We start from the raw sequence: 25,925 nt of genomic DNA, 5'->3' as shown, positions 1-25,925 counted from the left end.
TATATACAGATGGCCACGGCCACCTCAGATGGAGCGCTGATTGACACGTGCGCTGAGCTGTTCGGCATTTTCCTTACGCTCCGAGTAGCGATCCATCAGGAACGCTTGGCGGTCACGCAGCAGCAGGGTGAACTTCACCAGTTCTTCCATTACATCGACCACACGATCGTAAGCAGGATACGCGGCTTGTGGTCGCTGGTACGGGTGCCGGTACGTCGAACAGCGAAAGGTCGAGGTTGGGCAGTTGCTCTGACATGGGGCCTGCTGCTCAGAGAGCGCCGATGCGGTCCAGCTCGCGTTTGAGCTCGTCGCGATCGAGCGTGCCGAAAGGCAGTTCGAAGAAGGTTTCGCATCGCTTGCGGATATGCGCCAGGGTGACGCGGAAGGCGGTATCGACCGACGCTTCGTCGCCAATGCTATCGGACGGGTCCTCCAACCCCCAGTGAGACTTCAAGGCAGGGCCGAAATACACCGGGCAGGCTTCCCCGGCGGCCTTGTCGCAGACGGTGATGACGATGTCCGGCGGATTGCCCTCGAACGCGTCATTGCCCTTGCTGCGCAGGCCTTCGGTGGCAATGCCGGCTTGTCGCAAGGTGGCGAGACTGCGCGGCAGTACCTGCCCCTTGGGGAAGCTGCCGGAACTGATCGCCTCGAATCCCGACGGGGCCAGATGGTTGAACAGCGCTTCGCAAAGGATGCTGCGGCAGCTGTTGGCTGTGCACATGAAAAGGACTCGCATGGAGGGCTCCTGCGCTGGGTGGCGAGCGTCAGAGGCCCAGGCGTAACGCCAGGGCCGAAAGGGTAATCAGCAGAACCGGCAGGGTCAGGAGGATGCCGACCTTGAAGTAGTAGCCCCACGTGATGCGCATGCCCTTGCGTTCCAGCACATGCAGCCAGAGCAGCGTGGCGAGGCTGCCGATGGGGGTGATCTTCGGGCCGAGATCGCAGCCGATGACGTTGGCGTAGATCATTGCCTCGCGTACCAGCCCATCTGCCCCGCTGGCCTGGATCGACAAGGCGCCGAGCAGCACGCTGGGCATGTTGTTCATCACCGACGACAGCAGGGCCGAGAGCAGGCCGGTGCCGATGGCGGCACCCCACACGCCATGCGCGGCCAGCCGGTCGAGCAACTGGGCGAGGAAATCCGTGAGGCCGGCATTCTTCAGGCCGTACACCACCAGGTACATGCCGAGGGAAAAGACCACCACCTGCCAGGGGGCCTCGCGCAGCACGCGACGGGTAGAGATCCTGTGGCCGCGAGCCGCAACCGCAAAGAGGGTCGCTGCACACACGGCAGCGACCGCACTGATCGGGATACCCAAGGGCTCCAGGGCGAACAGGCCGATCAGCAACACCAGCAGCGTCCACCCGCCAACGACAAAGGTGGCGCGGTCATGGATTGCCGCTTTCGGCTCCCGCAGCGCGTCGAGGGCGTACTGCTTGGGAAGGTCGCGCCGGAAGAACAAGAAAAGCACCATCAAGGTGGCGGCGACGCTGGCCAGGTTCACCGGCATCATCACCGAGGCGTACTCTGCGAAGCCCAGCGCGAAGTAGTCGGCCGAGACGATGTTCACCAGGTTGGAAACTACCAGCGGCAGGCTCGCCGTGTCGGCGATGAAGCCTGCGGCCATGACGAATGCCAGCGTGGCAGCGGGCGGGAAGCGCAACGCGACCAGCATCGACATGACGATAGGCGTAAGAATCAGCGCCGCGCCATCGTTGGCGAACAGCGCTGACACAGCGGCGCCGAGCAGCATGCAGAAGGCGAATAGGCGATAGCCGCTGCCATTCGCCCAGCGCGCCACGTACAGGGCGGCCCATTCGAAAAAACCGGCCTCGTCCAGCAGCAGGCTGATGATGATGACGGCGATGAACGTGGCAGTGGCATTCCAGACGATGCTCCACACGGTCGGAATGTCGTGCAGGGAAACCGCGCCCACCCCCAGCGCGATGATTGCGCCCAGTGCAGCGCTCCAGCCCACGCCGAGGCCTTTGGGTTGCCAGATGACCAGCACCAGGGTGAACACGAAGACAGCGAGTGCAACTAGCATGGGAGGTTTGCTCGTCGAGAGGTCAGCAGCAGGCGGTAGCGCGGACGGGGCGGTCGTCCATGTTCTGCAAGCGAGAGGCGTTGTCCTGCAGCCACTGGGCATTGGCACGCAACGTCACCTGCAGCATCTCGTGCACCCAGGCGGGCAGCTGCGGATTGAGGCGGTAATACACCCATTGGCCCTGGCGGCGATCGAGCAACAGGCCGCTGCTTCGCAGTTGTGCCAGGTGACGGCTGATCTTCGGTTGGCTGTGGTCCAGGGCACACATCAGCTCGCAGACACACAACTCGCCCAAACGGGCGATGAGCAAGGTGGCACGAGCCCGGGTCTCGTCGGACAGGCTCTTGAAGACCTCGGGAGGCGTAATCATGGGCAGGGCTCTTGCATATGGAGATTCGAATATACGGATTTCCATATGTTTCGCGCAACCCCAGCCACTGCTGTCTATAGGGAATGATTCATGTGGATGTGGGCGAGCTGCCACGATCCGTTACTCGGTCGTTTCAAACGCCTCGTGGGACGCCACGACCCCAGCGGGTAGTTCAGTGCTCGGAAGTACCCAGGCGAAAAAAGCCCCGCAATCGAAACGAGCTACGGGGCAACGATGCGCCTGTCGTGGGAGCGGCCTTGCCGGGGCGCCAGACCGGTCGTCAAGGGCTTCACGGCTTCAAGCACCTTGAACGGGTCGGCTCTTCAGCAAAACGGCGATCGCCTCAATGGTCGCTCATCATCGCGTTGACGTACTGGATACCGACCCCGAAGGCTCCACCGAATCTTCTGGAGATACCGGTGGTGAGGTCGTAGGTTTCCACCCGGGCCCAGTCGCGTTGCAGTTCGAGCAGGTAGGTGAGGGCGGTGATCGGGCGCGCGCCGGCCTGGATCATGCGTTGTACCGCGCGCTCATGGGCCTCGGCGGTGCAGTCGCCGCAGGCATCGGTCACCACATAGACCTCGTAGCCTTGCTCGAGTGCCGACAACACGGGGCCGTTGCAGCACACCGACGTCCACAGGCCGCAGATGACCAGGCGCCCCTTGTCCGTGGCGTTGATTCCGGCGATGAAGTGTTCGTCTTCCCAGGCATTGGACGTGGTGCGGTCGATGACATCGGCGTTGGGGAAAGCCTCGGTGATCTCTTCGAACAGCGGGCCGGCGAAGGTGTCCTTGGAGATCGTGGAGATCACCGTCGGGACGCCGAAGCCCTTGGCCGCATGGGCCAGGATGGCGGTGTTGGCACGCAGGTTGGTGACGTCGATGGACTTGGTATTGAAAGCCATCTGCGATTGGTGGTCGATCAGCACCAGGGCGTGGTCGTGTGGGCTCAGCAGGCTGCGGGCGGGTTTGGCGCAGGCTTTGATGCTCATGGCGGTGAGTCCTCTTGTAGGTTTCGGTGTGCCCACGTGCGGCGGGCTGCATGCAGTCACGGATGACGGGCCGGCCCACGATCATCGTGCCTGGAAAGTCTACGTTCAGCCCCGGCGCCATGAGCGTGCGTTTAGGCGAAACCGATTGCGCAAAAATGCCGATGGCGTGTGCGGCCTACTGCTCGCTCGTGCCCGGGGCGCCATGGCCTTCGATGAAGGCACGCTGGCGGACGATGGCGTCGGCGCAATGCGTCATGAAGGCATAGATGCGTTCTGATTTGCGGATGTCGGGGTGGGTCAGCAGCCACAACTCGTCATACACCTCGGGCTCGACAGGGCCGATGCGCACAAGGTCTGGCACCAGGTCGCCATGCATGCAGGGCAGCAAGCCGATGCCGATGCCCGCGCGGATGGCTGCCGCTACGCCGTAGACCGAGTCGCTGCGGTAGATGATGTTTTCGCGGGGTACGTGCTCATCGATGAATTGGTATGCCTTCAGGCTGGACAGGCCTTTGCCGTAGGAAACCCAGGTGCTCTGGTGTAGCGTGTCGAGGGTGCACGTACCGCCTGCGTATTTATCCAGGCGCCCGTAGGTGGCCCAGGCGACGAGGGCCACCTTGCGTCCGAACAGGTTTTCCGGGACGGCCAAGGTTGCGCGCAAGGCAATGTCGGAGTCGCCGCGGGCGAGGTTCAATGGCTGGTTGCTGACGATGACCTCGATGCGTATGCCTGGGTGGCAAGCCTGGAACTCGGCGATGATGGGGGTGAGGAAATCCACCAACAGCGCATCGCTGGTGGTGATGAGCAGGTCGCCCTTGTAGCGTTGGGCCTGCTCCGACACCCGCCGCGCCACGCCGAGAACGTCTTTCTCGACGCGGTTGGCCAGGGCGATCATGTCGGCGCCCGCGGCGGTCGCCACATAGCCATTGCGCCGACGGTCGAACAGCACCACGCCGAGGGTGCTTTCCATCGCCGAGAGCCTGCGCGAAACGGTCGAGTGATTGATGCCGAGCGCGTCGGCGGCCCCCATCTGGCTGTTGCATTCGCCGATGGCCTTGATGATGCGCAGATCATCCCATGAGAGTTTGTCCAGGGCCTCGCTCATGGTGGTGCTCCTCCGGTTCTGCCGGTACTGGTCGCTGTGATGGACAGGGTGTGCCGTCAGGGTACCCGGCTGGAGGCCGGCCCTGCCTGGGGACGATGGGCGTTTGGCGTGAAACGATGTCTGTCTGTCCTGATCCGAGGTCGCTCGTTTCTTGTTCCGTTGCAGGCCCGGTGCTGGAATTTCTCCAGGCGCCGCGAGGGCTCCATCGTCCACCCGGGCAGTGGTGATCGCGGCAGTACAACCTTGGCATTCGCGCACCTTGCTTCACCGCGCCGCCTGACCTGGAGTGTATGTCGATGACCGAAATCGTTGCTGGTATCAGAATCCCCGATAGCGCGATCGCCCGCGCTGCCACTGAGCTCGTTCGCGATACCGAGGACGACCTGCTGTTCAACCATAGCCGCCGGGTGTTCTGCTGGGGGGCATTGACGGGCGAACGCCGCGGCCTGGACTACGACCCCGAGCTGCTGTACCTGGGCGCCATGTTCCACGACATGGGGCTGACAGCGCGCTACTCGAGCCCTGAGCTGCGCTTCGAGGTCGATGGCGCCAACGCGGCCCGGGATTTCATGAAGAGCTACGGGGTCGCGGAGCGTGACATCGAGGATGTCTGGACGGCAATCGCCTTGCACACCACGCCCGGGATCCCCGAGCACATGCGGCCCACCATCGCCCTGGTGACGGCCGGGGTGGAGATGGATGTGCTGGGCATTGCCTACCATGACTTCAGCCACGAGCAGCGTTGCCAGGTCTGCGAGCATCATCCCCGTGAGGCGAATTTCAAGGAAGGCATCATCGAACACTTCGCCGACGGTATAAAACACAAGCCGTTGACCACCTTCGGCAACGTCAAGGCCGATGTGCTGGCGCTGAAGGTCCCTGGCTACACGCGCATGAACTTCTGCTCACTCATCCTCGGTTCGGCGTGGCCGAACTGAGGCAAGTGCCCGTGACCACCACCTGACGCCAGGAGCCATCGACATGACCGACACACGTTCCCGCGACAACGGCGCGCTGCCGACCCTGACCCATGCCACAGGGGCCCCGGTAGCGGACAACCTCAATACCATGACCGCCGGCCCTCGCGGCCCGGCGTTACTGCAGGATATCTGGCTGATCGAGAAGCTGGCGCACTTCGACCGTGAAGTGATCCCGGAGCGGCGCATGCATGCCAAGGGCTGGGGCGCCCATGGCACCTTTACGGTCACCCAGGACATTACCCGCTACACCAAGGCGAAGCTGTTCGCCGCGGTCGGCAAGCAGACCCCGCTGTTCGCGCGTTTTTCCACCGTGGCCGGCGAGCGTGGCGCCGCCGACGCCGAGCGCGATATTCGGGGCTTCGCGGTGAAGTTCTACACCGAGGAGGGCAATTGGGACGTGGTGGGCAACAACACGCCGGTGTTCTTCTTCCGCGACCCGATGCGTTTTCCCGACCTGAATCACGCCATCAAGCGCGACCCGCGCACCGGGCTGCGTTCGGCCGACAGCAACTGGGATTTCTGGACGCTGCTGCCCGAGGCCCTGCACCAAGTGACCATCGTCATGTCGGACCGTGGCATCCCCCGCAGCCTGCGGCACATGCACGGTTTTGGCAGCCATACCTTTTCGCTGATCAACGAGGCGAACGAGCGGGTGTGGGTCAAGTTCCATTTCCGTAGCCAGCAGGGTATCGAGAACCTGACCGACGAGCAGGCCGCGGCCTTGATCGCCACGGATCGCGAAAGCCATGGCCGTGATCTGCTCGAAGCCATCGAGCGGGGGGATTTCCCGCGCTGGACACTGTTCATCCAGGTCATGACGCAAACGCAGGCCCGGGCGCACCAGCACAATCCGTTCGACCTGACCAAGGTGTGGCCGAAGGCCGAGTACCCGTTGATCGAGGTGGGGGTGATGGAGCTCAACCGCTACCCGGACAATTATTTCGCCGAGGTGGAGCAGGTAGCATTCTCGCCAGCCAACGTGGTGCCCGGTATCGGTTTTTCACCGGATCGCATGCTGCAGGGACGGCTGTTCTCCTATGGCGATGCGCAGCGCTACCGGCTGGGGGTGAATTTCAACCACATCCCGGTCAATGCGCCACGTTGCCCCTTCCATAGCTATCACCGCGACGGCGCCATGCGCACCGACGGCAACCTGGGGCCCACGGCGAGCTACTGGCCCAACAGCAAAGGCACCTGGATTGGCGACGACCCATCGCTGAAGGAGCCACCGCTGGAGCTCGATGGTGCGGCCGACCATTGGGACCATCGCCGCGATGACGACCACTACGAGCAGCCCGGCAACCTGTTCCGCCTGATGACGCCTGCGCAGCGGCAGGCGCTGTTCGACAACACCGCGCGAGCCTTGGGGGATGCGCGCCTGGAAGTGAAACAGCGGCATGTCGCCAACTGCGCCAAGGCCGACCCCGCCTACGGCGCAGGTGTTGCCCAGGCCTTGGGCCTGTCGCCTGCCTGACAGACCGGCCGCCTGCCCATGCCGGCGTGCCGTCATGGGCAGGTGCGCTATGCCTGCGCTGTGCTGGAGGCCGGTGCCTGGCGGCGGAAGCTGGCCCGGTACTGGGCCGGGGTGATGCCAAGCCGTTCGCCGAAGGTGATGCGCATGCGGTCGACCGTGCCGAAGCCACAGTCGTAGGCGATGGTTTTCAGGGGGCGGTCGCTGGCTTCCAGCATCATGCGCGCGGCATCGATGCGCGCGCGCTGCACGAACTCGTGTGGGGTGATCCCGGTTTCCTGCACGAAATAGCGCGCCAGGTTGCGCGCGCTCATGCCAACTTCGGCGGCGAGCGATTCCAGGCTGTGCCGCTCGCCGATGTGGGTCATGACGTGCGCCTGGATGCGTGCTACCGGTGAGGCGGGGTTGGCCGGGGCGGTGAGGTACGGGCTGAACTGCGACTGGCCACCCTGACGCTGGGCTACCACCACCAGCCGCTTCGCTACGGTCAGGGCGATGTCCTGTCCATGGCATTGGCCGACCAGGGCCAGGGCCAGGTCGATGCCGGCGGTGACGCCTGCGGAGGTCACCAACCTGTCGTCGCGCACATAGATCGCGTCGGGCTCGACGCAGGCGTTCGGAAACCGCGCGGCCAGCTTGGGGACATTTTGCCAATGCGTTGTCACGCGGCGCTGGTCGATGAGGCCGGCGTACCCCAGCGCAAATACACCTGTACAAATGGAGCCGTATGTATGCGCGTGATTCGGGGCTTTGCTGGCCCATTCGATGAGTCTCGGATCCGGTGGTGCGTCGGGCAAGGCAGGGCCGCCGGCGATCAGCAGGATATCGAACGTCCCAGTTGCTTCAGCGAAGGTGAGGTCCGCCCGCAACTGCATGCTGTTCGATGCCCGCAGCGGGCTGTCGTCGGCGGCGACCAGCACTGTTTCGTACCGGTCTCCAGTTGCCAGGTAGGCGTTGGCTTCATGGAACACATCCATTGGGCCGACGACATCCAATGCCTGAACGCCATCGTGGATGGCAATCGCCACTGTTCGTACCGTCATCAGGTATTCCCTTGTACTGGCTCGGCGCCAACGCCGTGCGAGTGTTCGGTGACAAGATCGGTGAAGCGGCGGCCAGGAACCGTGCCTGGCCGCCGTCTTGATCATGATGCGCGGGCCGCGTCCCGGAAGTCAGCCAATTTTGGCAGGTGGGCGACATGCCGCAGCGATTAGTCTAAGGGTTATCCCGCACGTCATAGGCGATACGTCCTGCGGGTAGAAAGAAAAAGGCGATGAGCGCGCCGCCTTTGACCTCGGGAAAGTGCTGGCTGCCCGGTGCCGGAGCGGTCCAGCCAGCGCCTTGCCAGCCCTGCGGGCCTGCCAGCATGGCATCCTTGTCCAGCGGGATGACCATGTTCAGTTCGCCATAGGGATGGCGGTGATAGTCGCCACGGAAACTATGATCGACGTTGTTCATCTCATGGCTGCGGCTGTTCATGTAGACGGCGGTCATGCTGAAGTAGAAAGTGTCTGCGCTCGGCTCGCATAAACGGCTGCGGCGATAATGTTCACCGCTGATTTCGACATTGGCGAGCCAGCCCTCGGCCACGCCTTCGATCACGCGCTCGGCGATGTATCGATACGTTTCGCTGTCCGGGCCGTAATGTGCGTTCAACCAGTTTTCGGTTTCCGTGCCGGCTGTTTTATCTTTGACCAAGGCAAGGAAGTTGATACAGGCATTGATTAACTCATCTCTCTTTTTCAAGGGGGTGCCTCCTCGTGTTGTTGCCAGAAATTCTCCCATTGTTGTTTTTCGATAAGAAACGAATTATCTGCAGTGTGAGAATGCAGCCTGTTCACGGCGCAGTAGCGTACCTGTACTTTCGCTTCGATGAAGTTATGCATCATGGATAATCGACAGGTTGGGCGGGGAATGACCCAATGATTGCTTTCGACAAACTGGACCTGAACCTGATCCGGGTTTTCGATGCGGTCATGGAGGAGCGCAGTGTCCTGCGCGCCAGCCAGCGCCTGCATTTGAGCCCGTCTGCGGTGAGCCACGCGCTGGGGCGTTTGCGCGAAGGGTTGGGCGAGGAAATCTTCGTCCGTACCGGCCAAGGCATGACGCCTACCCACTACGCCTACCAGATCAGCGAACCACTGCGTTCGGCCTTGCGGAGCATCGGCGAGACGCTGGCCGGCGCAGCCGCCCCGTTCAACCCCGGGAGCATCGACCGATCGTTCGTGATTGCCGCCAACGACTATTTGTCGGCTACCTTGCTGCCGCCGTTGAACCGCCAGTTGCGCAGCGCTGCACCGGGTATCGACCTTGTGATTACGCCAGTGACACGCCTGGACTTGGCCGAGCAGATCGACCTGGGCCGCATCGATGTTGCGCTTGGTATGTTTCGCAGCGTGCCGGAGCGTCTGCGCAGTCGACCGATCCTCCTGCAGGAAGAAGTGCTGGTCTGTCGCGGCGACCATCCGCTGGGCAGTGCCCAGGCGACTCTTGCCGACCTCGCACGCTACCCGTTGGCCGTGGTTTCGCTAGGTGGCACGGATGCGAACAGTGACTACATTCTCGAACGGGGGTTGGCGCGCCAGACGGACATGTACGACCGTGGCGCGCTGGAGAACGCATTGGCCCAGGCAGGCCTGACGCTGCGCCGGCAAGTGGTGCTGCCGCATTTCCTGGCACTTCCCCTGTTGCTCGAAGACAGCGAGTTGCTGGCCATCATGCCGCGCCCTTTGGCCCGGACATTTGCCCGCACAATGGGCTTGATGATCAAGGAACTGCCTTATCCCGTAGCCCACCAGCAACTGGAGATGGTCTGGCATGGCAATAACGAAAACGACCCATCACAACGTTGGTTGCAAGAACAAGTTGCCTGTGCCGCGAAAGCATTGGACGTTCACGATGTGTGAAGAGGGGGCCTGCCGCGGTGATGGGGTAAGGGGGGGCGTTCTCATGTAATGTTCGGGGCATTTTTAAAGTTCACATAGGGACGTATGACTCGACGTTATGCCAAGGTCATTGATGAAGTCTCAGCGCCCTGTCGATTCACTGTATTTACCAGGTCGCCTCAGAAACCTAGATCTGGCGCGGCATCCTTGAGCCACAGGCGGGCGCCCCGGGCGCCGGCCACGGCCTCGAATGGCATGCCGGGCGGCAGGCGCATCCAACTCAGTGGCTGTAGCGTGAAGTCTTCCCCGGCTATTTCGCCGTCGAGCAGCAGCAACTCCAGCCCCCGCGGATTGGCCAGTTGCACGGGCGATCCGGGCCTGGGCTGCTGGACCCAGACCCGTTCACAGGCGTTCTCGAACAGCACCTGGTCGCCATGGACGGCCAGCGACGTGACGACCTGCTCGCGATCGTCAGCATCGAACTGGCGAAGCCGCACGAAGATCATGCAGCCTTCGCTCGCCCCTGGAGAATGTAGGCTGCCGGGCGGATTGCGCACGTAGGTGCCCGCTGGGTAGCGACCATGTTCGTCCTCGAACACGCCATCGAGCACGAGAAACTCCTCACCACCCGAATGGACATGTGCGCTGAACTGGCTGCCGGGGGCGTAGCGCACCAGGCTGGTGGCCCGTGCCTGCTCGCCACCCAGGCGATACAGTGGGCGCCGCTCCACGCCGGGCAGCGGGCTGGCGATCCAGGGTAGGCTCGCGCCATGCATGATCGCGCGCAGCGAGAGGTCGGCGTTCAGGCGATCGGGGATCATGGTTCGATCCTGCCGCTGTCCACCACCACGTTCTTGTCGTCGAGCATGAGCGTCTCCCGAAACTGTAGCGCTGCGTACTTGGATGCTGCGTCAGTTATGCCGCGTGGGTATGCAATTGCAACCGGACACTAAGGTGCATATTCAAAGTGAGCGCCGCAAAGGTAGCCCTCACTGCCCATGAAAAGCCTTCCACACGATCAGATCAAGTCGATGCCAATTGAGCTGGGCGGAATGCGTATCCATCCGCCTGAACGAGCTGTCGCGTCTCGTTGCCGGTTCCGCAACCCAATTTCAATGGCCTGGCCAACATCTATCTGGTTCCACAAGACTCATCGTGTGGGAGATGGCCCGCGTTTCTCGCTCTGTTGGTAAAAAGCAGTCCAATGGGTCATGGGCAGGTTCTTTCGTTCAGCGCGGGCAGGTCATCGAGAAATGCAGCCACCTGCCGGGCGTTGCGCAAGTGAACTGTCGGCACCTGGGGGCCCGTGGCCAGGCGCATGGCCTCGATACCCGGGCGGTAGTCACGATCGAATTGCCATACGAACTTGAGAAAGGTCAGGAACGCCCTGTCCAGGTGCTCTCTACACCCTGCTGCAATGTCAGGCCGAGGGCGGTTCATGACGCTACGCATGATCACCCGCAGGAAACAGGTCAGCCGCGGCGTATCGAGCCAGATGACCAGGTCGGCACGGGGCAGGCGAAGGTCGAAGGTCCGGCGGGCATAGTTGCCTTCGCAGATCCAGGCATCCGTGGCGACCGCCTCGCGGACTCGCGCGCGGAACTGCTCGGCATCGGGTTCGACCCAGCCAGGTTCCCAGAACAGTGTGTCGAGGTGCACCACCGGCAGGCCAAGGCGCTTGCCTAGGGCGCGGGCGAGAGTGGACTTGCCACTACCGGCATTGCCCAGAATCACAATCCGTTGCATGAGGACTTCCTGTCGCAAAAAAGGCCGGCGATTTTGCAGGTTTTCGCTGGCCTGTCAACGTTGGGTGGGCCATTGATCGTTTCTCGGAGAGGGGCGTGCGGTGAGAGGCGCGGGGTAGGTCTTTAAACTGCTCCCAATCAGTATGCCGATGTCATGACCTCGGACGAGGTGGTCGCGCAGTTGGGCCTGGGGTAAAGCGGGTTCATGGAGGGCTGCAAAGCGAGCCCGGCGGCTCAGTACGCTGCCAAGGTATCGAGCACGAAATCCGCCCGCGCCGCCACGCCGATCTTGGGCAACAGCGATACCTCGTACCCCAACGATGGATAGGCCTGCTGGAGCCGCTCGAACTCAGCCCGTGCAGCCTCCATGTCGTGCCGGCGCTCCGCGTCCTGCACATAGATTTCCGGCCAGGGCGGGGTGAGAAACACGTGCGGGTGATAACGACAGGATTGACCTAGCGTGGCGAGCAGGGGCTCTCCCGTCAGCGCCTGGATTGCCGCTGCCGCATCGACCAGCCCACGATCGAAGAAGACCCATTGGCGGTCATTGCGCGGAGCCTGGGCATGGTCATCCAATGCCAAGTCGATGACCCGGCGTAAAAAACCGACGGTGTCGACCCAGGGCAGTGCCTGGCCTCCCGTGCGTATTTCTTCTTGTACGATGCGCCGGCCGGGCTCTTCGACCACGGCATGGCCACGCCGCCCAAGCTCCTCGAGCAGGGTAGACTTGCCGCCGCCCGAGCAGCCGGAAATGATGACGAAGCGGTTCATGGGGGATTTCCTCGTTCATGATGATCATCGATCGACAGCCCACGCGTCATGCGTGTGCCTATTGAGCGTCCACCGACACAAGGCAGCCATCGCGCCCCATGCGGTAGCGCTGCAGGTCCTGCGCCAGCACCAGGTGACCGCTGTAGTGCGCCCGAGCCTCTTGGCGAACGTCTTCGATCGAGGGGCTGCGCTGGGCATTGGGCTGGTAGCGGGCGCTGAAGTGGGTCAGCACCAGGTTCGCAACGCCCGCCGACTCGGCGAAACGGGCCACGGCCGCGGCGGTGCTGTGGCCGAAGGTCGCCTGGGTGCGTTCGACGACCGGTTCGGTGAAGGTCGCCTCGTGCACCAGCACATCCACGCCTTGCGCCACGTCGGCCAGCAGCCCGGGGGTGTCGTTGTCGCCGCAGACGATCACCCGCCGAGGTGGGCGGGACGGGCGCAGGTAATCCTGGGCGTGCAGCCACCGCCCGGCATGCTCCACCGAGTGGCCGTGGGCAAGTTCGCCCCATAGGGGGCCGCGGGGGACACCGTCGGCCTCCAGGCGTTGTATATCCAGGCGAGGGGCGGGGTTGACCTCGGTGAACACATAACCATAGCTGGGCACCCGGTGCGACAACTGCACGGTGCTGACCTGGATGTTGCCACTGCACCAGCCCTCCAGGCTTTCGACCGCCTGCAGGCGCAATTCGAAGGGCAGGTAGGTCTCGCTGATGGCCAACCCCAGGCGCAGCCATTCGTGCAGCGCGGCTGGCAGGATCAGGTCGAGCGGTTCGCTACGCCCGGACATGCCGGCACTGGCCAACAGGCCCGGCAGGCCGAAGCAGTGGTCGCCATGGACATGGGTGATGAAGATCGCGCGCAGGTCGCAGACCGACAGCGGGGTTCGCAGGAGCTGGTGCTGGGTGGCCTCGCCGCAATCGACCAGGTACCAGGCGCTGCCGCTGGCCTCGATGAGAGCGGTACCGCTGACGTTCCGGGCCTTGGTGGGGATCCCGGCGCTGGTGCCTAGAAACTGCAGGTCCATGGGTGCCGGCTCCTTTGTTCGTGGCGTTCAAGGTTGCGTGTAGTGTACGACCATTGTCGGGCGGATGGATTCAGGGGGCTGCATAGCCGCTTTTTCAACCCTCGGCTTGGCCGATGTACAAAGCACTTGGAACCAAAGCGATATGTAAAATAGAATTACTATCATTTGCGACCATCGCCCAGAGCCTCCCGACATGATTGATGCAGCGCCGCCCGCGGAGCACAGCCTGCCCGCCCTGTACCGTGACCATCGAGGCTGGCTGGAAAACTGGCTGCGGCGGCGCATGGGCAATGCCTGGGATGCGGCGGACCTGAGCCAGGACACCTTCCTGCGGGTGCTCGCCAACTCCCACCAGCTCGCCGAGATCCGCGAACCCCGGGCCTACCTGCTGACCGTGGGCAAGCGCCTGCTGAGCACCTTCTACTCCAGGCGCAGCCTCGAGCAGGCCTACCTGCAGGCCCTGGCGCAGTTGCCGGAGCAAAGCGTGCCGTCGCCGGAGCAGCGCTGGGTGCTGCTGGAAACCCTGCAGGCCCTGGACGAGCTGCTCGCCGGCCTGCACGCCCCGGTGCGCAGGGCATTTCTCTGGAGCCAGCTGGAAGGGCTGGGCTACCGTGAAATCGCCGAGCGCCTCGGTGTTTCCGAGCGCACCGTCAAACGCTACATGGCGCAGGCCTACGAGCACTGCCTGTTGGCGGAACTGTGATGCCCGCCACGCCCACCAACGAGGCGCGCGAGGTCGCTCGTGCCGCAGCCCGCTGGCTGGCGCTGCTGGAGTCGGGCAAGGCTCGCGAGAGCGATCTGCTGCAGTTGGAAGCGTGGCGCAATGCAAGCGGCAGCCACGAGCGTGCCTGGCAAAAGGCACAATTGCTGCGCCAGCGCTTTTCCGAGCTGCCTGGCGCCCTGGCGATGGCCACCCTGGATCGCCCGGATGCGGGCCGGCGTCGGGTGCTCAAGCAGGCCCTCGGGGTTGCCGCGCTGGTACCGGCGGCCTGGATGCTGGGGCGGCAAATGCCTTTGGAGGCCTGGGTCGCCGACGTGCACACGGGCATCGGCGAGCAGAAGCGCCTGACCCTGGCCGACGGCAGTTCGTTGCAGTTGAACACCGACAGCGCGGTCAACATCGACCTGGCCGCCCATCAGGTGACGCTGCTGCGTGGCGAAATCGCCCTGGACGTCCCCCGGTATGCGCACTTGACCGTACAGGTGCCATTCGGCCGCGTCATGGTTGGCGATGGCGAAGTCTGCATGCGCCTGCTCGAGCGCGATTGCCGGGTGGCCGTGGTCAAGGGCACCGTGCAGTTGCAGCCACTGCACGGCGGCACCTTGGCTCTCCACGAGGGGCAGCAGGCGAGCCTGCACACGACCGGCACGGGCCCTGTTGGCACGACGGATAACCTGCTGCTGGGCTGGCGTGACGGGGTACTCATGGTCGAGGACCAGCCCTTGGGGGATTTCTTGCGTGAGTTGCGCCGCTACCGCCCCGGACTGCTGCGTTGGGAGCCCGAGCTGGAAACCTTGCGGGTGACCGGCACCTTCCGGCTCGACGACACCGACCGGGTGCTTGCGCTGCTGGCTGCCAGCCTGCCGCTGGAGGTGCATGCCCGCACGCGGTACTGGATTACCTTGTCTTCTCGGAAAAATCTTGCCTGAGCCTGTCCCTTTTTTTCGCGTCGCTGGTCATTGCCGGTAGGAGAAAAGAAAAAGGGGAGCATTCTTCAATGCCAGCAGTATTGCCTTGCCGTTCACGTCCGGCTGCGCCTGGTGCGCGTCCATTGCTGCACCTGGGGTTCGCGATGGGCCTGAGTGCCAACCTGTTGTTGATTTCGCCCAGCTGGGCCGAGGACCTCGGTCGCCGCAGCTACGAGGTGCCAGCGGGTACCCTGGGCATCGCCTTGACCCGTTTCGCCGGCCTCGCCGGAGTCAGCCTGTCGGTCGACCCGGCTCTGGTGAGCGGGCGGCGCAGTGCCGGGTTGTCTGGTACCTACAGTGTCGATGAAGGCTTCGCACGGCTGCTCCAGGGCAGTGGCCTGCAGTTGCAGCCAGTGGGGGATGGCGCCTATACCCTGTTGCCGGTACCGCAGGGGGCCGATGCCCTGGAGATCGCCCCCACCACCGTCACCGGTACCCGTGCCTTGGGCAGCGATGCCGAGCGTTATGCCGGTGGCCAAGTCGCGCGCCGTGGTTCGCAAGGCCTGCTCGGCTCACGCGACTTCATGGAAACACCGTTCAGCATGACCACCTACACCCATGAGGCGATGCAGAACCAGCAGGCGCGGACCCTGGGCGACCTGATCGCCAGCGATCCCTCGGTGCGTTCGACCAACCCGGCTGGCGGGCGCTTCGAGCAATTCACCATCCGTGGGTTCAGCCTGTTCAACAGCGACGTGTCCTACAACGGCCTTTACGGCATCCTGCCGACCTATTCGATCGACATGGAAATGGCCGATCGTGTGGACATCATCAAGGGCCCGAGCCAGTTGATCAACGGTATCTCGCCGCGCGGCAGCGTGGGGGGTGGGATCAACGTGGTGCCCAAGCGCGCGGGCGATACCCCGGTCACAGCATTCACCGGCAGCTACGCCTCCGACAGTCAGGTGGGTGGCGCAGTGGATATCGGCCGGCGTTTCGGTGAGCACGGGCAGTTCGGCCTGCGCTTCAACGGCGTGAAGCAGTCCGGTGACACCGAGTGGGAGCAGCAGAGCGTCGACCGCGAGATGGCCGTGCTGGGGCTGGATTTTCGCGGTGAGCGTGTGCGCCTGTCGGCGGACCTGGGCCATACCGAGCGCGATACCGACGCGCCCCAGGAGCGGGTCCTGGTCGGCGCTAATGCCCAGGTTCCGCATGCTGGCGACGTGCGCCACAACTATGCCCAGGCCTGGAGCAAGGCGCGCACCAACGATACCTTCGGCGCCGTGCATGGGGAGTTCGATATCAGCGACGCGCTGATGGCCTATGGCGCGGTCGGTGCGCGCAAGAGCAACCATGACTTTCTCCGGCACAACGTGTCGATCGTCAACGATGCCGGTGACTTCAGCGTCCAGCCCCGCGACTTCACTCGCGACGAAACGGTCAGGACGGCCATGGCCGGGCTGCGCAACTGGTTCGACACCGGGCCGGTGAGCCACGAGCTCAACCTGGCCGCGACCTACTTCTACATGGACTTCGAGAACGGCGGCGCCCGTTATGCCGCAGCGCCCAGCAACCTCTACGACCCGGTACCGACACCGACGCCCGGCACGCCGACCCGCTACGATGCCAAGGTCTACACCGAGAACCGCTTCACGGGCCTGGCCTTGTCCGACACCCTCGGTTTCCTCGACGACCGCCTGCTGCTGACCCTTGGCGCCCGCTGGCAGCGGATCAAGGTCGATGACTGGACCGGTGACGTCAAGGGCGACACTGCCTACGACGAGGAGAAGGTCTCGCCGTCGGCCGGCATCCTGTTCAAGGTCAGCGATCGGCTGTCGCTCTACGCCAACTACATGGAAGGCCTGAGCCAAGGCAAGATCGCGCCGTCGACCTCGCTCAACGAAGACCAGATCTTCCCACCGTTCACCAGCCGCCAGGTGGAGGTGGGCGCCAAGTACGACCTGGGCCGGGTCGCCTTTACCGCCAGTGCCTTTCGCATCCGCCAGCCCGCCTATGAAACCAACGCCACCTCGCGGGTCTTCGGACCCAACGGCAAGCGCGACAACAGGGGCATCGAGCTCAGTGTGTTCGGCGAGCCGCTCGAGGGCTTCCGCCTGCTGGGTGGGGTGATGTACATCGACAGCGAATTGACCGATACCGTGGGTGGCGCGTTCGATGGCAACCGTGCACCGGCAACGCCTGAGTACAACGTCAACCTCGGTGCCGAGTGGGACGTCCCGGCGTTGCCCGGGGTGACGTTGACCGCACGCGGCATCCACTCGAGTTCGCAGTACCTGGACCAGGCCAACAGCAAGCAGATCGACGGTTGGGAGCGGCTGGATATCGGTGCCCGGTATGCGTTCAAGGTCGACGACAAGCACGTCACCCTGCGTGCCAGTGTCGAGAACGTATTGGATGACCGCTACTGGGCGTCGGCCGGGGCTTCGGATGACAGCGAACCGGGCCTGACCTTGTCCACGCCCAGGACCTACCTGCTTTCGGCAACGCTGGGGTTCTGAAGGGAGCGTTTTCACGGGCTTCGCGTTCTTGCGTCTAGTGGGCAGGCCCCAGTGCCAGTCAGTCAAACGGTATTGGGGCTGCTTTCTGCATTGCACATGATCTATGGGCCCCGCTGACCCTGTGGGAGCCGGCTTGCCGGCGATGGGGCGCGAAGCGGCCCCAAAAGGACATTACCCCGCAGGCTCCTCCCTCCTTCATACATTTGTACGAACGAACGTCCCGCCTCATGGATTTTGACGATGTTCAGCCATGCCCCGCATGCATAACCTTCTGAAAAGGCAGCGTTGATTACTAATAATAAAGGAGACGACCAATGCCTATTCAGACGGAGCATGATCCGCGCCTGAAGCGCGCGCTCAAGACGCGGCACATCAGCATGCTGGCCCTGGGCGGTGTCATCGGTGCCGGGTTGTTCGTAGGCTCCAGTGCAGTGATCGCCTCGACCGGCCCCGGCGCGTTCATCACCTATGCCATCACCGGCCTCATCGTTGCGCTGGTGATGCGCATGCTCGGCGAAATGGCGGCTGCGCAACCTGCCAAAGGCTCGTTCGTCGATTACGCCCGCCTGGCCTTCGGCCGTCCCGCGGGGTACATGACGGGCTGGCTCTACTGGTACTTCTGGGTCATCGTCGTGGGCTTCGAAGCGGTGGTCGGCGGGCAGATCATCAATGCCTGGCTGCCGGACATTCCGGTCTGGGTCATTGCCCTTGCGCTGATGGTGGTGATGACCCTGTTGAACCTGATGTCGGTGCACTCCTTCGGGGAAGCCGAATACTGGTTCGCTGGCGTCAAGGTCGCGGCCATCGTCGTGTTCCTGGTGGTCGCGGGTGCCTATGTCTTCAACCTCTGGCCAGGCTCGACCGCGAGCTTCGGCAACCTGACCCAGCATGGCGGCTTCCTGCCCCACGGCGTGACGTCACTGTTCACCGGTGTGGTCGTCGTCATCTTCTCCATGACGGGCGTGGAGGTCGCCACCCTCGCGGCGGCAGAGTCCGAAAACCCGTCGCGCAACATTCGCAAGGCGGTCAATACCGTGATGCTGCGCATCCTGGTGTTCTTCGTCCTGGCGACTTTCTTCATCGTGCTGGCGCAACCCTGGACCGCCATCACCCCCGGCAAGTCGCCGTTCGTGACTACCCTGGAGCACATTGGCATTCCCGGGGCTGGCGACATGCTCACCGTGGTGATCCTGGTGGCCGTGCTGTCGGTGCTCAATGCCGGCCTCTACACCTCGTCGCGTCTGCTTTACGTACTAGCTTCCAATGACGAGGCGCCACGCTGGATCGCCGGCGTGAGCCGCAAGGGCGTGCCTGTGCGCGGAGTCATCGCCTCGACCCTGGTCGGCTATGGATGCGTCGTCATCGCGGCGCTCTGGCCCGATACCGTCTTCCAGTTCCTCATCAACTCCTCCGGCACGGTCTTTCTTTTCGTCTACCTGATGATCTGTCTGTCGCAACTCAAGCTACGCCGCAAGTGGGTGGAGGAGGGGACGCTCAAGTTCGCCATGTGGGGACACCCCTGGTTGCCGTTGCTGGTGACTGCCTCGATCGTCGCCGTCCTGGTGAGCATGGCCTTCGACCCGACGATGCAGATCAGCCTGCTGCAATGCCTGGTCGCGATCGTCGCGATAGCCGTCTCGTACCTGGTCCTGAGCATGTCCCGTGTCCGCCAGCGGGGGTTGGACGCCAAGGTGCAGCCAGGCCAGGGCGCGCAGTAGATCAAGCCGTATCACACCCGGCCCGTGTGTTCAGGGCCGTCAATGGGAAGCCAACAGCATGTCAGCGAAATTCGAATTGTCCCAGTTACCCAACCGGCCGCTGTGGTTCGAGCCAGGCCAGCCACGTGAGCGGCTGGACGGCACGGTGGAGGCCGACGTGGCCATCGTCGGCGCCGGCTACACAGGGTTGTGGACGGCCTACTACCTGCTCAAGAGCGAACCGTCACTGCGCGTGGTGCTTCTGGAAAAGCGCGAAGTCGGCTTTGGTGCTTCTGGCCGCAACGGCGGCTGGGCCTCGGCGATCTTCCCGATCTCCCTGCCCAGGGTGGCCCAGTTGTATTCCCATGACGCGGCCCTGAGGCTGCAGGCGGCGATGAACGAGACGGTCGACGAGATCGGCCGTGTGCTGGCTCTGGAGGGTGTGGAGGCCGACTACGCCAAGCAGGGTTTCCTCTCGCTAGCCCGCAGCGCACCGCAGATGGCTCGGGCCCGGGCGGCGGCCGAGGACTCGGCGCGCTTCGGCCTGCCGGAGCAGTGGCGGGTCCTCGAGGCCGCCGAAGCCCGCGCCAGCCTGGGTGCCGAGGGCACATTGGGCGGGCTCTACACCGAACACTGCGCACTCATCCACCCCGGCAAGCTGGTGCGTGGACTGGCCTGGCTGGTCGAGCGGATGGGAGCGAAGATTCACGAGCAATCCGCGGTTACCCGGATCGCGCCTGGTGTCGTGCACACCGAGCATGGCACGGTCCGAGCCGGGATGACGGTGCGCGCCACCGAAGCCTTCACCTCGCAGCAACCAGGCCACTCGCGCTTCGTCATCCCGCTCTATTCGCTGGTGCTCGCCACCGAGCCGCTACCCCGTGAGCTGCTGGCCCAGCTCAACCTCGATCACCGCATGGCGTTCAACGACATGCGCCACCTGCGCGTCTATGGGCAGGTCACCGCCGAGGGGCGCCTGGTGTTCGGTGGCCGTGGCGCGCCCTACAACTGGGGCTCGCGGATGTCCGATGCCGCCGACCTGGTGGACAGCATCCACGCCAAGATCCACCAGACGATGCTCGAGTTCTTTCCGGCACTGGCAGGGACACGCATCAGCCATCGCTGGGGTGGGGCGCTGGGCGTGTCCCGCGACTGGTGCCCGACCGTGAGTATCGACCGCTGCAACCGTATCGCCTGGGCCGGCAACTACGTAGGCGATGGTGTCGCCACCAGCAACCTGGCCGGCCGCATCCTGCGCAACCTGATCCTCGAGCGCGACGACGAGATCAACACGCTGCCACTGGTCAACCACCGCTCCCCGTCCTGGGAGCGCGAGCCATTGCGCTGGCTGGGCATCAACAGTGGCCTGGCCGCAGCCTCGCTCAGCGATATCGAGGAGCGCTACACCCACAAACCTTCACGTACCGCCATGTTGCTGGAAAAGCTCACCGGCGCCCATTGATCAGGAGAAAGCCATGACCTCATTCACCATCATCAAGCACGCCGCCATCGAGGCCCTGCCATTGACCCCCGCTGGCCAACGCGCAGGTGCCGACAAGGGTGACCCACAGATCGCCATTCAGGCACTGGCCCCCGAAGCGGTCGGCAACCTCGGCGTATGGGAGTGCCAGCCAGGCGGTTGGCCCGTGATCGAGCGTCCCGACACCGAGTTCACCTACATCATCTCCGGCAAGGCACTGCTCACCGACAGCAGCAGCGGTGAGGTGGTGGAGGTGAGCGGTGGCGACCTGGTCATCCTGCCGCCGGGTTGGACCGGGCGCTGGGATGTGCTGGAGACCGTGCGCAAGGTGTACGCGATCTACTGATGCTGCCGAGCGCTACCGCCATTACCCCTTGATGTGAGAACGACAATGACCCAAACCATCATGAACTGGATCTCCGGCGCCCCCGCCGAGGCCACCAGCGGCCAGCAACTGCCGGTCTACAACCCGGCCACTGGCGTGGTCACCGGCCAGGTACAACTGTCGGCGCAGCAGGATGTGGACGCTGCCGTGGCGTCGGCCAAGGCTGCTTTCCCGGCCTGGAGCAACCTGTCGCCGCTGCGCCGTTCGCGTATCCTCAACCGGTTCCTGGCGCTGCTCAACGAGCACCGTGACGACCTGGCTCGCATGATCACCGCCGAGCACGGTAAAGTGTTCACCGACGCCCAGGGCGAAGTGATGCGCGGCATCGAGATCGTCGAGTTCGCCTGCGGCGCGCCGCAACTGCTGAAAACCGACTTCACCGACCAGGTCAGCACCAACATCGACAACTGGACCCTGCGCCAACCATTGGGCGTGGTGACGGGTATCACCCCGTTCAACTTCCCGGTGATGGTGCCGATGTGGATGTTCCCGGTCGCCTTGGCTACCGGTAATACGTTCGTCCTCAAGCCAAGCCCACTGGACCCGAGCCCGAGCCTGTTCATTGCCGAACTGCTCAAGCAGGCCGGCCTGCCGGATGGCGTGTTCAACGTGGTGCAGGGCGATAAGGACGCGGTCAACGCGCTGATCGAGCACCCCGATGTGCAAGCGGTTTCCTTCGTCGGCTCCACTCCGATCGCCAACCACATCTACGAGACCGGTGCCCGCCACGGCAAGCGCGTCCAGGCCCTAGGCGGTGCGAAGAACCACCTGGTGGTGATGCCTGATGCCGATATCGACCAGGTGGTTGACGCGCTGATCGGCGCGGCCTACGGTTCGGCCGGCGAGCGTTGCATGGCCATCAGCGTGGCGGTGTTCGTCGGTGATGACACGGCCGAGAAGGTCATGCCCAAGCTGATTGAGCGCACCCGGGACCTGAAGGTGCTCAACGGCACCAACCTGGAAGCCGAGATGGGCCCGATCGTTACCCGTGCGGCGCTGGAGCGCATCACCGGCTACATCGAGCAAGGCGTCAACGAAGGGGCCAAGCTGCTGGTCGACGGACGCGGCTTCAACGGCCAGGCCGCCGGTGAAGGACTTCGCCGAAGCGGTGGAACTGATCAACGCCCATGAGTTCGGCAACGGCGTAAGCCTCTACACCCGCGACGGCCACATCGCCCGGGAGTTCGGCCGGCGCATCCAGGTGGGCATGGTCGGCATCAACGTGCCGATCCCGGTACCGATGGCCTGGCATGGTTTCGGCGGTTGGAAGAAAAGCCTGTTCGGCGACATGCATGCCTACGGCGAGGAAGGGGTTCGCTTCTACACCAAGCAGAAGAGCATCATGCAGCGCTGGCCACAAGCTATTGCCAAAGGAGCGGAGTTCGCCATGCCGACCAGCCACTGACGCAATCGGCCAACGCCATGCAATCGGCCCCGCCCACGCAGCGGGGCCGTTTGCATTCAGCGGCTGCTGTCAAACAGCTCGGTGTTCCTGCCGGCCTGGAGGGCGATCCAGAAGCGTGCGATGCCGTTGGTGGTGGTCGGTTTGATCCCCGTCAGTTGCTCCACGAGCTTGAGCCTGTACACGAGCGTCTGGCGGTGGACGCCGAGGTCGAAGGCGGTCGCTTTCCAGTTGCCGTCGTTTTCCAGAAACGCCATGAGTGTCGGCAAGAGCGCGGCGCCCTGGGTGCGGTCGTGCTCGATCAGCGGGCCCAGGTAACGCCCTACCAACGCCCGGGCTTCGGCCAGGGATTTCGGGGCCATGATCAACCCGGTCTCGGCCTCTCCGTAGCACAGCATCCCGGCGCCGACCTCCTGGGCCTGGGTCAACGCCAGGCGTGCCTGCCTGACGCTTTCACGAAACCCCGTTGCCGCTGCGATCGGTCCGCTGATGCCGATCACGGTGTCTGTGCCGAGGTTGCTGTGTAGCGCTTCGAACGTGGCAGGGGCATCCCGGCTGATCGCCAGCAGCAGCCCTTTGTCGCTCAGCAACAAGGGGCTCGAGGCGTGCAGGGGCGGTGCGTGGTGTATCTCATCCGCAGACCAGGGGCCGTGGGCGCCGGGCTTGATGGCCATGCTCACCAAGGTGCCGGCCAGGCCCCGTCGTTCGAGAATGGGGCGTGCGAGGGTGAATTCCGTTTCGCTCTCCAGCAGGCTGCGTAGCAGGGCTGCGCCCTCTTCACGTTGCTGGTCGCGCTGGATCATCAGGCGTTCGAGTTCGACCCCCAGCAGGCCGACCAGCGAGCGCACCAGGATGGTGTCATCCAGCGTTCGCTTGCCTTGGCGAGTCATGACCAAGTTGGCCCGGGCGCGGCCGGCGATCGGTATCCGCTCGACTTGCACCTCGCCTTGCGGCGAGACGGGTTTCGTTTCGACGATGTTGATGCCGCTGATGGCATCCTCGATGGCCAGGCCCAGGCCCAACGTATTGGCCAGGATCGCAAGACGGCCGGCCATGTCGGGTTGCTTGCGTAGCGCTTCGGCGTAGGTCTGGAACAGGCGTTCGCTGGCGTTGAAGCGTTCGCGCTGGGCCTGCAGGACGCTTTCGATGACGCAGTGCGACAGCTTGACGAACTCGAGCTCGAAGCTGGCCTGCAGGATGGGAAACAGCAGACGGTCGGCCGCTTTTAGCATCTTGCGCGACAGTTGCGGTGCGTCGTGCCGGGGGGCGACGACCAGTGCGCTGGCATTGCTCTGCACCAGTTGCTCGAGCCAGGCGACCTGGTCCTGGGCGGCGGGGGGAATGCCGACTCCGGTGGTCATGACCAGGTCGCCGGGGGAGATCCAGCGCCACGGATCGGGCAGGTCGACGGCATGGGCCCAGGTGATCACCCTATTGGTACCGGCCAGGCCGGCGACTGCCTGCAATTTCAGCTGATCGATATCGATCAGGTTCTGCACCGTGAGCATGGGGCTTTCTCGTAGAGTCAATGACAGCCTGCATCGAGCCGAGGGCGGGCGGCTTCCTGGCACGCATGGTCATCTTATTGATTGCGGAGCGTTTCCAACAGGCTTGCCCGCCAATGGGCCACCCCGTCGGCAGCAATGCTTCCCTGTACCGCCCCGCTCACGGATAATCCCTACCCATTCCAACAACAGCCTGCGAGTGGGTATGAGTGATTCCTTAGTCGGCCTCGGCCAGCCTGAAATCGAAGGGGGGCGCAAGACGCGCAAGAACAACCCCGAGAAAACGCGCGAGGACATCCTCCAGGCCGCCATCAACGAGTTCGTCCAGCAAGGCCTGGCCGGCGCCCGGGTCGACGCCATCGCCGAGCGCACCGCCACCTCCAAGCGCATGATCTACTACTACTTCGGCAGCAAGGAGCAGCTCTACGTCGAGTGCCTGGTCAAGCTCTACGGCGATATCCGCAAGACCGAGCACAGCCTTGACCTCGAGTCGCTACCGGCCGTGCAGGCGATCCAGCGCCTGGTGGAGTTCACCTTCGACCACCACGACCTTAACGTCGACTTCGTGCGCATCGTCTGTACCGAGAACATCCACTACGGCGAATACGTCAAGCAGTCGCCGGTGATCCGCGAGATGAGCAGCCTGGTCCTCGAGGCCTTGGGCCGGATCCTGAACCGGGGTGTGGAGGAGGGCGTGTTCCGCCCGGGCATCGAGGTCATCGACCTGCACATGCTGATGAGTTCGTTCTGCTTCTACCGGGTGTCCAACCGCCACACCTTCAGCGAGATCTTCCAGATCGACCTGGCCGACGACCAGGTCAAGCAGCGCCACAAGCAGATGATCTGCGAAGCGGTGCTGCGCTACATCCGCGCCTGACGCCGCGCCTCACTCGCCCAGCCGTTGCTCGCGCGACGGCGGGTAGCCGAAGTACGCCGCGTAGCACTTGCTGAAGTGCGATACCGAGACGAAGCCGCAGGCCACCGCCACTTCCATCACCGAGAGGTCGGAATACTGCAGCAGGCGGCGGCTCTTGGTGATGCGCAGCTCCATGTAGTAGCGTCGCGGCGAGGTGCCGAGCTGGGCCTGGAACAGGCGGTCGATCTGGCGCCGCGAACGGCCGCTGTAGGCCGCCAGTTGGTCGAGGCTCAGGGTTTCCTCGAGGTTGTTTTCCATCAACTCGACGATGGTGCGCAGGTGCAGGCTCATGGACTTCTTCGCCCCCGGCCCGACCTGGCGGTAGCGGGCGCCGGAGAACGAGAGGATCTCCTCCACGCCCTCGGCCAGGGCATCGCCGTACAGGCGGCGGACCAGGCCGAGCATCAGCTCCATGGCGCCGTTCGGGCTGGCGGCGGTGAGGCGGTCACGGTCGAGGGTGAAGCTGGCCGGGGTGATGCGCGTCTGCGGGCTGCGCTCGGCGAGGCTGGCGCGCTGCTCGGGGTGGATGCTGCAGCCATAATCGGCCAGTACCCCGGCCCGGCCGAGGAACCAGGCGCCGCTCCACAGCCCGCCCAGGGCCATGCCATGGGCGGCGCAATCGGCCAGCAGGCGATCCAGCTCGGGGTACTTGAGCGGCGTGCGCAGGCCACCGCAGATCACCAGCAGGTCGAGCGCCTTCAGGGTACCCGTCGCCAGTTCGCTGGCGATCAGCTCCAGGCCCAGGTCGCTCAGCACCCGATCGCCAGCCAGCGACAGCGGGGTGAAGCCGAAACTGTCGGCGCGCAGCAGGTTGGCGGTCACCAGCACGTCCATGGCCACGGTGAAGCTGGCCATGGAAAAGTGCTCGAGCAAAACGAAGCCCACCCGGTAGGGCGCCTGGGCGCTGCCGTGGGTGGCCTTGAGCCGCAGCATGTTGCTGGTGCTGGTCTTCTGGCTGAACTGACGTGGTGTGGGCACTCTGGACTCCGCTTCCTGGCT

At 64.0% G+C, this 25,925-nt stretch carries 23 protein-coding genes and 2 pseudogenes; 11 read left to right on the top strand and 14 right to left on the bottom strand.

What is annotated here, in order from left to right; all coding sequences use genetic code 11:
* Positions 1–24 precede the first annotated feature (24 nt).
* The 6 genes and pseudogenes from ACDI39_RS07300 to ACDI39_RS07275 form a co-directional block, all read right to left on the bottom strand.
* A pseudogene (locus ACDI39_RS07300) lies at positions 25–177 on the bottom strand (arsenical resistance protein ArsH); the annotation flags it as partial.
* Between the two features lie 91 nt (positions 178–268).
* Positions 269–739, bottom strand: coding sequence for an arsenate reductase ArsC (locus ACDI39_RS07295; RefSeq protein WP_253080469.1), 471 nt, complete (start codon positions 737–739; stop codon positions 269–271).
* A 28-nt stretch (positions 740–767) separates the two neighbouring features.
* Positions 768–2,051, bottom strand: a complete 1,284-nt coding sequence (locus ACDI39_RS07290; RefSeq protein WP_253080470.1) for an arsenic transporter — start codon at positions 2,049–2,051, stop codon at positions 768–770.
* A gap of 22 nt (positions 2,052–2,073) precedes the next feature.
* Entirely contained in the window at positions 2,074–2,421 is a 348-nt protein-coding gene (locus ACDI39_RS07285) for a metalloregulator ArsR/SmtB family transcription factor (RefSeq protein ID WP_225788399.1), read from the bottom strand.
* A 343-nt stretch (positions 2,422–2,764) separates the two neighbouring features.
* The gene (locus ACDI39_RS07280; protein ID WP_225788398.1) at positions 2,765–3,412 is read right to left on the bottom strand and encodes a hydrolase; all 648 of its coding nucleotides are present in this window, start codon (positions 3,410–3,412) and stop codon (positions 2,765–2,767) included.
* A 175-nt stretch (positions 3,413–3,587) separates the two neighbouring features.
* On the bottom strand, positions 3,588–4,517 hold the full coding sequence (locus tag ACDI39_RS07275) for a LysR family transcriptional regulator (RefSeq protein ID WP_225788397.1): 930 nt from the start codon (positions 4,515–4,517) through the stop codon (positions 3,588–3,590).
* Positions 4,518–4,813: 296 nt separating this feature from the next.
* Here ACDI39_RS07275 and ACDI39_RS07270 point away from each other — a divergent pair, with 296 nt between their 5' ends.
* The gene (locus tag ACDI39_RS07270; protein ID WP_225788396.1) at positions 4,814–5,455 is read left to right on the top strand and encodes an HD domain-containing protein; all 642 of its coding nucleotides are present in this window, start codon (positions 4,814–4,816) and stop codon (positions 5,453–5,455) included.
* Positions 5,456–5,498: 43 nt separating this feature from the next.
* Positions 5,499–6,971, top strand: coding sequence for a catalase (locus ACDI39_RS07265; protein ID WP_225788395.1), 1,473 nt, complete (start codon positions 5,499–5,501; stop codon positions 6,969–6,971).
* Positions 6,972–7,018: 47 nt separating this feature from the next.
* Here the strand turns inward: ACDI39_RS07265 and ACDI39_RS07260 are convergent, their stop codons facing one another.
* Complete coding sequence (locus ACDI39_RS07260) at positions 7,019–8,011, bottom strand: GlxA family transcriptional regulator (protein WP_225788394.1); 993 nt, start codon at positions 8,009–8,011, stop codon at positions 7,019–7,021.
* Positions 8,012–8,183: 172 nt separating this feature from the next.
* On the bottom strand, positions 8,184–8,714 hold the full coding sequence (locus ACDI39_RS07255; RefSeq protein WP_253080471.1) for a 4-hydroxylaminobenzoate lyase: 531 nt from the start codon (positions 8,712–8,714) through the stop codon (positions 8,184–8,186).
* A 176-nt stretch (positions 8,715–8,890) separates the two neighbouring features.
* On the opposite strand from ACDI39_RS07255, the gene ACDI39_RS07250 reads away from it, so the two are divergent.
* On the top strand, positions 8,891–9,874 hold the full coding sequence (locus ACDI39_RS07250) for a LysR family transcriptional regulator (protein WP_253102378.1): 984 nt from the start codon (positions 8,891–8,893) through the stop codon (positions 9,872–9,874).
* Positions 9,875–10,032: 158 nt separating this feature from the next.
* Here ACDI39_RS07250 and ACDI39_RS07245 read toward each other — a convergent pair whose 3' ends face one another.
* From ACDI39_RS07245 to ACDI39_RS07230, 4 genes are all read right to left on the bottom strand, one after another.
* Positions 10,033–10,674, bottom strand: coding sequence for a cupin domain-containing protein (locus ACDI39_RS07245; RefSeq protein ID WP_253080472.1), 642 nt, complete (start codon positions 10,672–10,674; stop codon positions 10,033–10,035).
* 388 nt (positions 10,675–11,062) lie between these two features.
* A complete protein-coding gene (locus ACDI39_RS07240; RefSeq protein ID WP_253080473.1) occupies positions 11,063–11,599 on the bottom strand; it encodes an AAA family ATPase in 537 nt (178 codons plus the stop codon).
* Positions 11,600–11,832: 233 nt separating this feature from the next.
* Complete coding sequence (locus tag ACDI39_RS07235) at positions 11,833–12,369, bottom strand: AAA family ATPase (protein WP_225788389.1); 537 nt, start codon at positions 12,367–12,369, stop codon at positions 11,833–11,835.
* 58 nt (positions 12,370–12,427) lie between these two features.
* Positions 12,428–13,393: a ribonuclease Z gene (locus ACDI39_RS07230; RefSeq protein ID WP_225788388.1), complete on the bottom strand. Its 966-nt coding sequence runs from the start codon at positions 13,391–13,393 to the stop codon at positions 12,428–12,430.
* 193 nt (positions 13,394–13,586) lie between these two features.
* On the opposite strand from ACDI39_RS07230, the gene ACDI39_RS07225 reads away from it, so the two are divergent.
* The 7 genes and pseudogenes from ACDI39_RS07225 (at position 13,587) to ACDI39_RS07195 (ending at position 22,508) form a co-directional block, all read left to right on the top strand.
* Positions 13,587–14,096: a sigma-70 family RNA polymerase sigma factor gene (locus ACDI39_RS07225; protein ID WP_225788387.1), complete on the top strand. Its 510-nt coding sequence runs from the start codon at positions 13,587–13,589 to the stop codon at positions 14,094–14,096.
* Entirely contained in the window at positions 14,093–15,043 is a 951-nt protein-coding gene (locus tag ACDI39_RS07220; protein ID WP_410896925.1) for a FecR domain-containing protein, read from the top strand. The genes ACDI39_RS07225 and ACDI39_RS07220 overlap by 4 nt, the downstream gene beginning before the upstream one ends.
* A gap of 80 nt (positions 15,044–15,123) precedes the next feature.
* Positions 15,124–17,541, top strand: a complete 2,418-nt coding sequence (locus ACDI39_RS07215; protein ID WP_410900267.1) for a TonB-dependent siderophore receptor — start codon at positions 15,124–15,126, stop codon at positions 17,539–17,541.
* 314 nt (positions 17,542–17,855) lie between these two features.
* The gene (locus tag ACDI39_RS07210) at positions 17,856–19,259 is read left to right on the top strand and encodes an amino acid permease (RefSeq protein ID WP_410045543.1); all 1,404 of its coding nucleotides are present in this window, start codon (positions 17,856–17,858) and stop codon (positions 19,257–19,259) included.
* Positions 19,260–19,317: 58 nt separating this feature from the next.
* Positions 19,318–20,700 carry an NAD(P)/FAD-dependent oxidoreductase gene (locus ACDI39_RS07205; RefSeq protein WP_486538181.1) on the top strand — a complete coding sequence of 461 codons (1,383 nt, stop codon included), beginning with the start codon at positions 19,318–19,320 and terminating at the stop codon, positions 20,698–20,700.
* 13 nt (positions 20,701–20,713) lie between these two features.
* On the top strand, positions 20,714–21,064 hold the full coding sequence (locus ACDI39_RS07200) for a cupin domain-containing protein (RefSeq protein ID WP_410045545.1): 351 nt from the start codon (positions 20,714–20,716) through the stop codon (positions 21,062–21,064).
* A gap of 45 nt (positions 21,065–21,109) precedes the next feature.
* Positions 21,110–22,508 (top strand): annotated as a pseudogene (locus ACDI39_RS07195) (CoA-acylating methylmalonate-semialdehyde dehydrogenase).
* Positions 22,509–22,564: 56 nt separating this feature from the next.
* On the opposite strand, the gene ACDI39_RS07190 reads toward ACDI39_RS07195, so the two are convergent.
* On the bottom strand, positions 22,565–24,013 hold the full coding sequence (locus ACDI39_RS07190) for a PucR family transcriptional regulator (RefSeq protein ID WP_486538179.1): 1,449 nt from the start codon (positions 24,011–24,013) through the stop codon (positions 22,565–22,567).
* Between the two features lie 202 nt (positions 24,014–24,215).
* Here ACDI39_RS07190 and ACDI39_RS07185 point away from each other — a divergent pair, with 202 nt between their 5' ends.
* On the top strand, positions 24,216–24,887 hold the full coding sequence (locus ACDI39_RS07185) for a TetR/AcrR family transcriptional regulator (protein ID WP_225788384.1): 672 nt from the start codon (positions 24,216–24,218) through the stop codon (positions 24,885–24,887).
* Between the two features lie 9 nt (positions 24,888–24,896).
* On the opposite strand, the gene ACDI39_RS07180 is transcribed toward ACDI39_RS07185, so the two are convergent.
* On the bottom strand, positions 24,897–25,904 hold the full coding sequence (locus ACDI39_RS07180; RefSeq protein ID WP_225788383.1) for a GlxA family transcriptional regulator: 1,008 nt from the start codon (positions 25,902–25,904) through the stop codon (positions 24,897–24,899).
* Between the last annotated feature and the right edge of the window lie 21 nt (positions 25,905–25,925).

This window comes from Pseudomonas sp. Tun-23181, from assembly GCF_057415455.1.
This window is presented reverse-complemented; position numbering and strand designations above follow the sequence as displayed.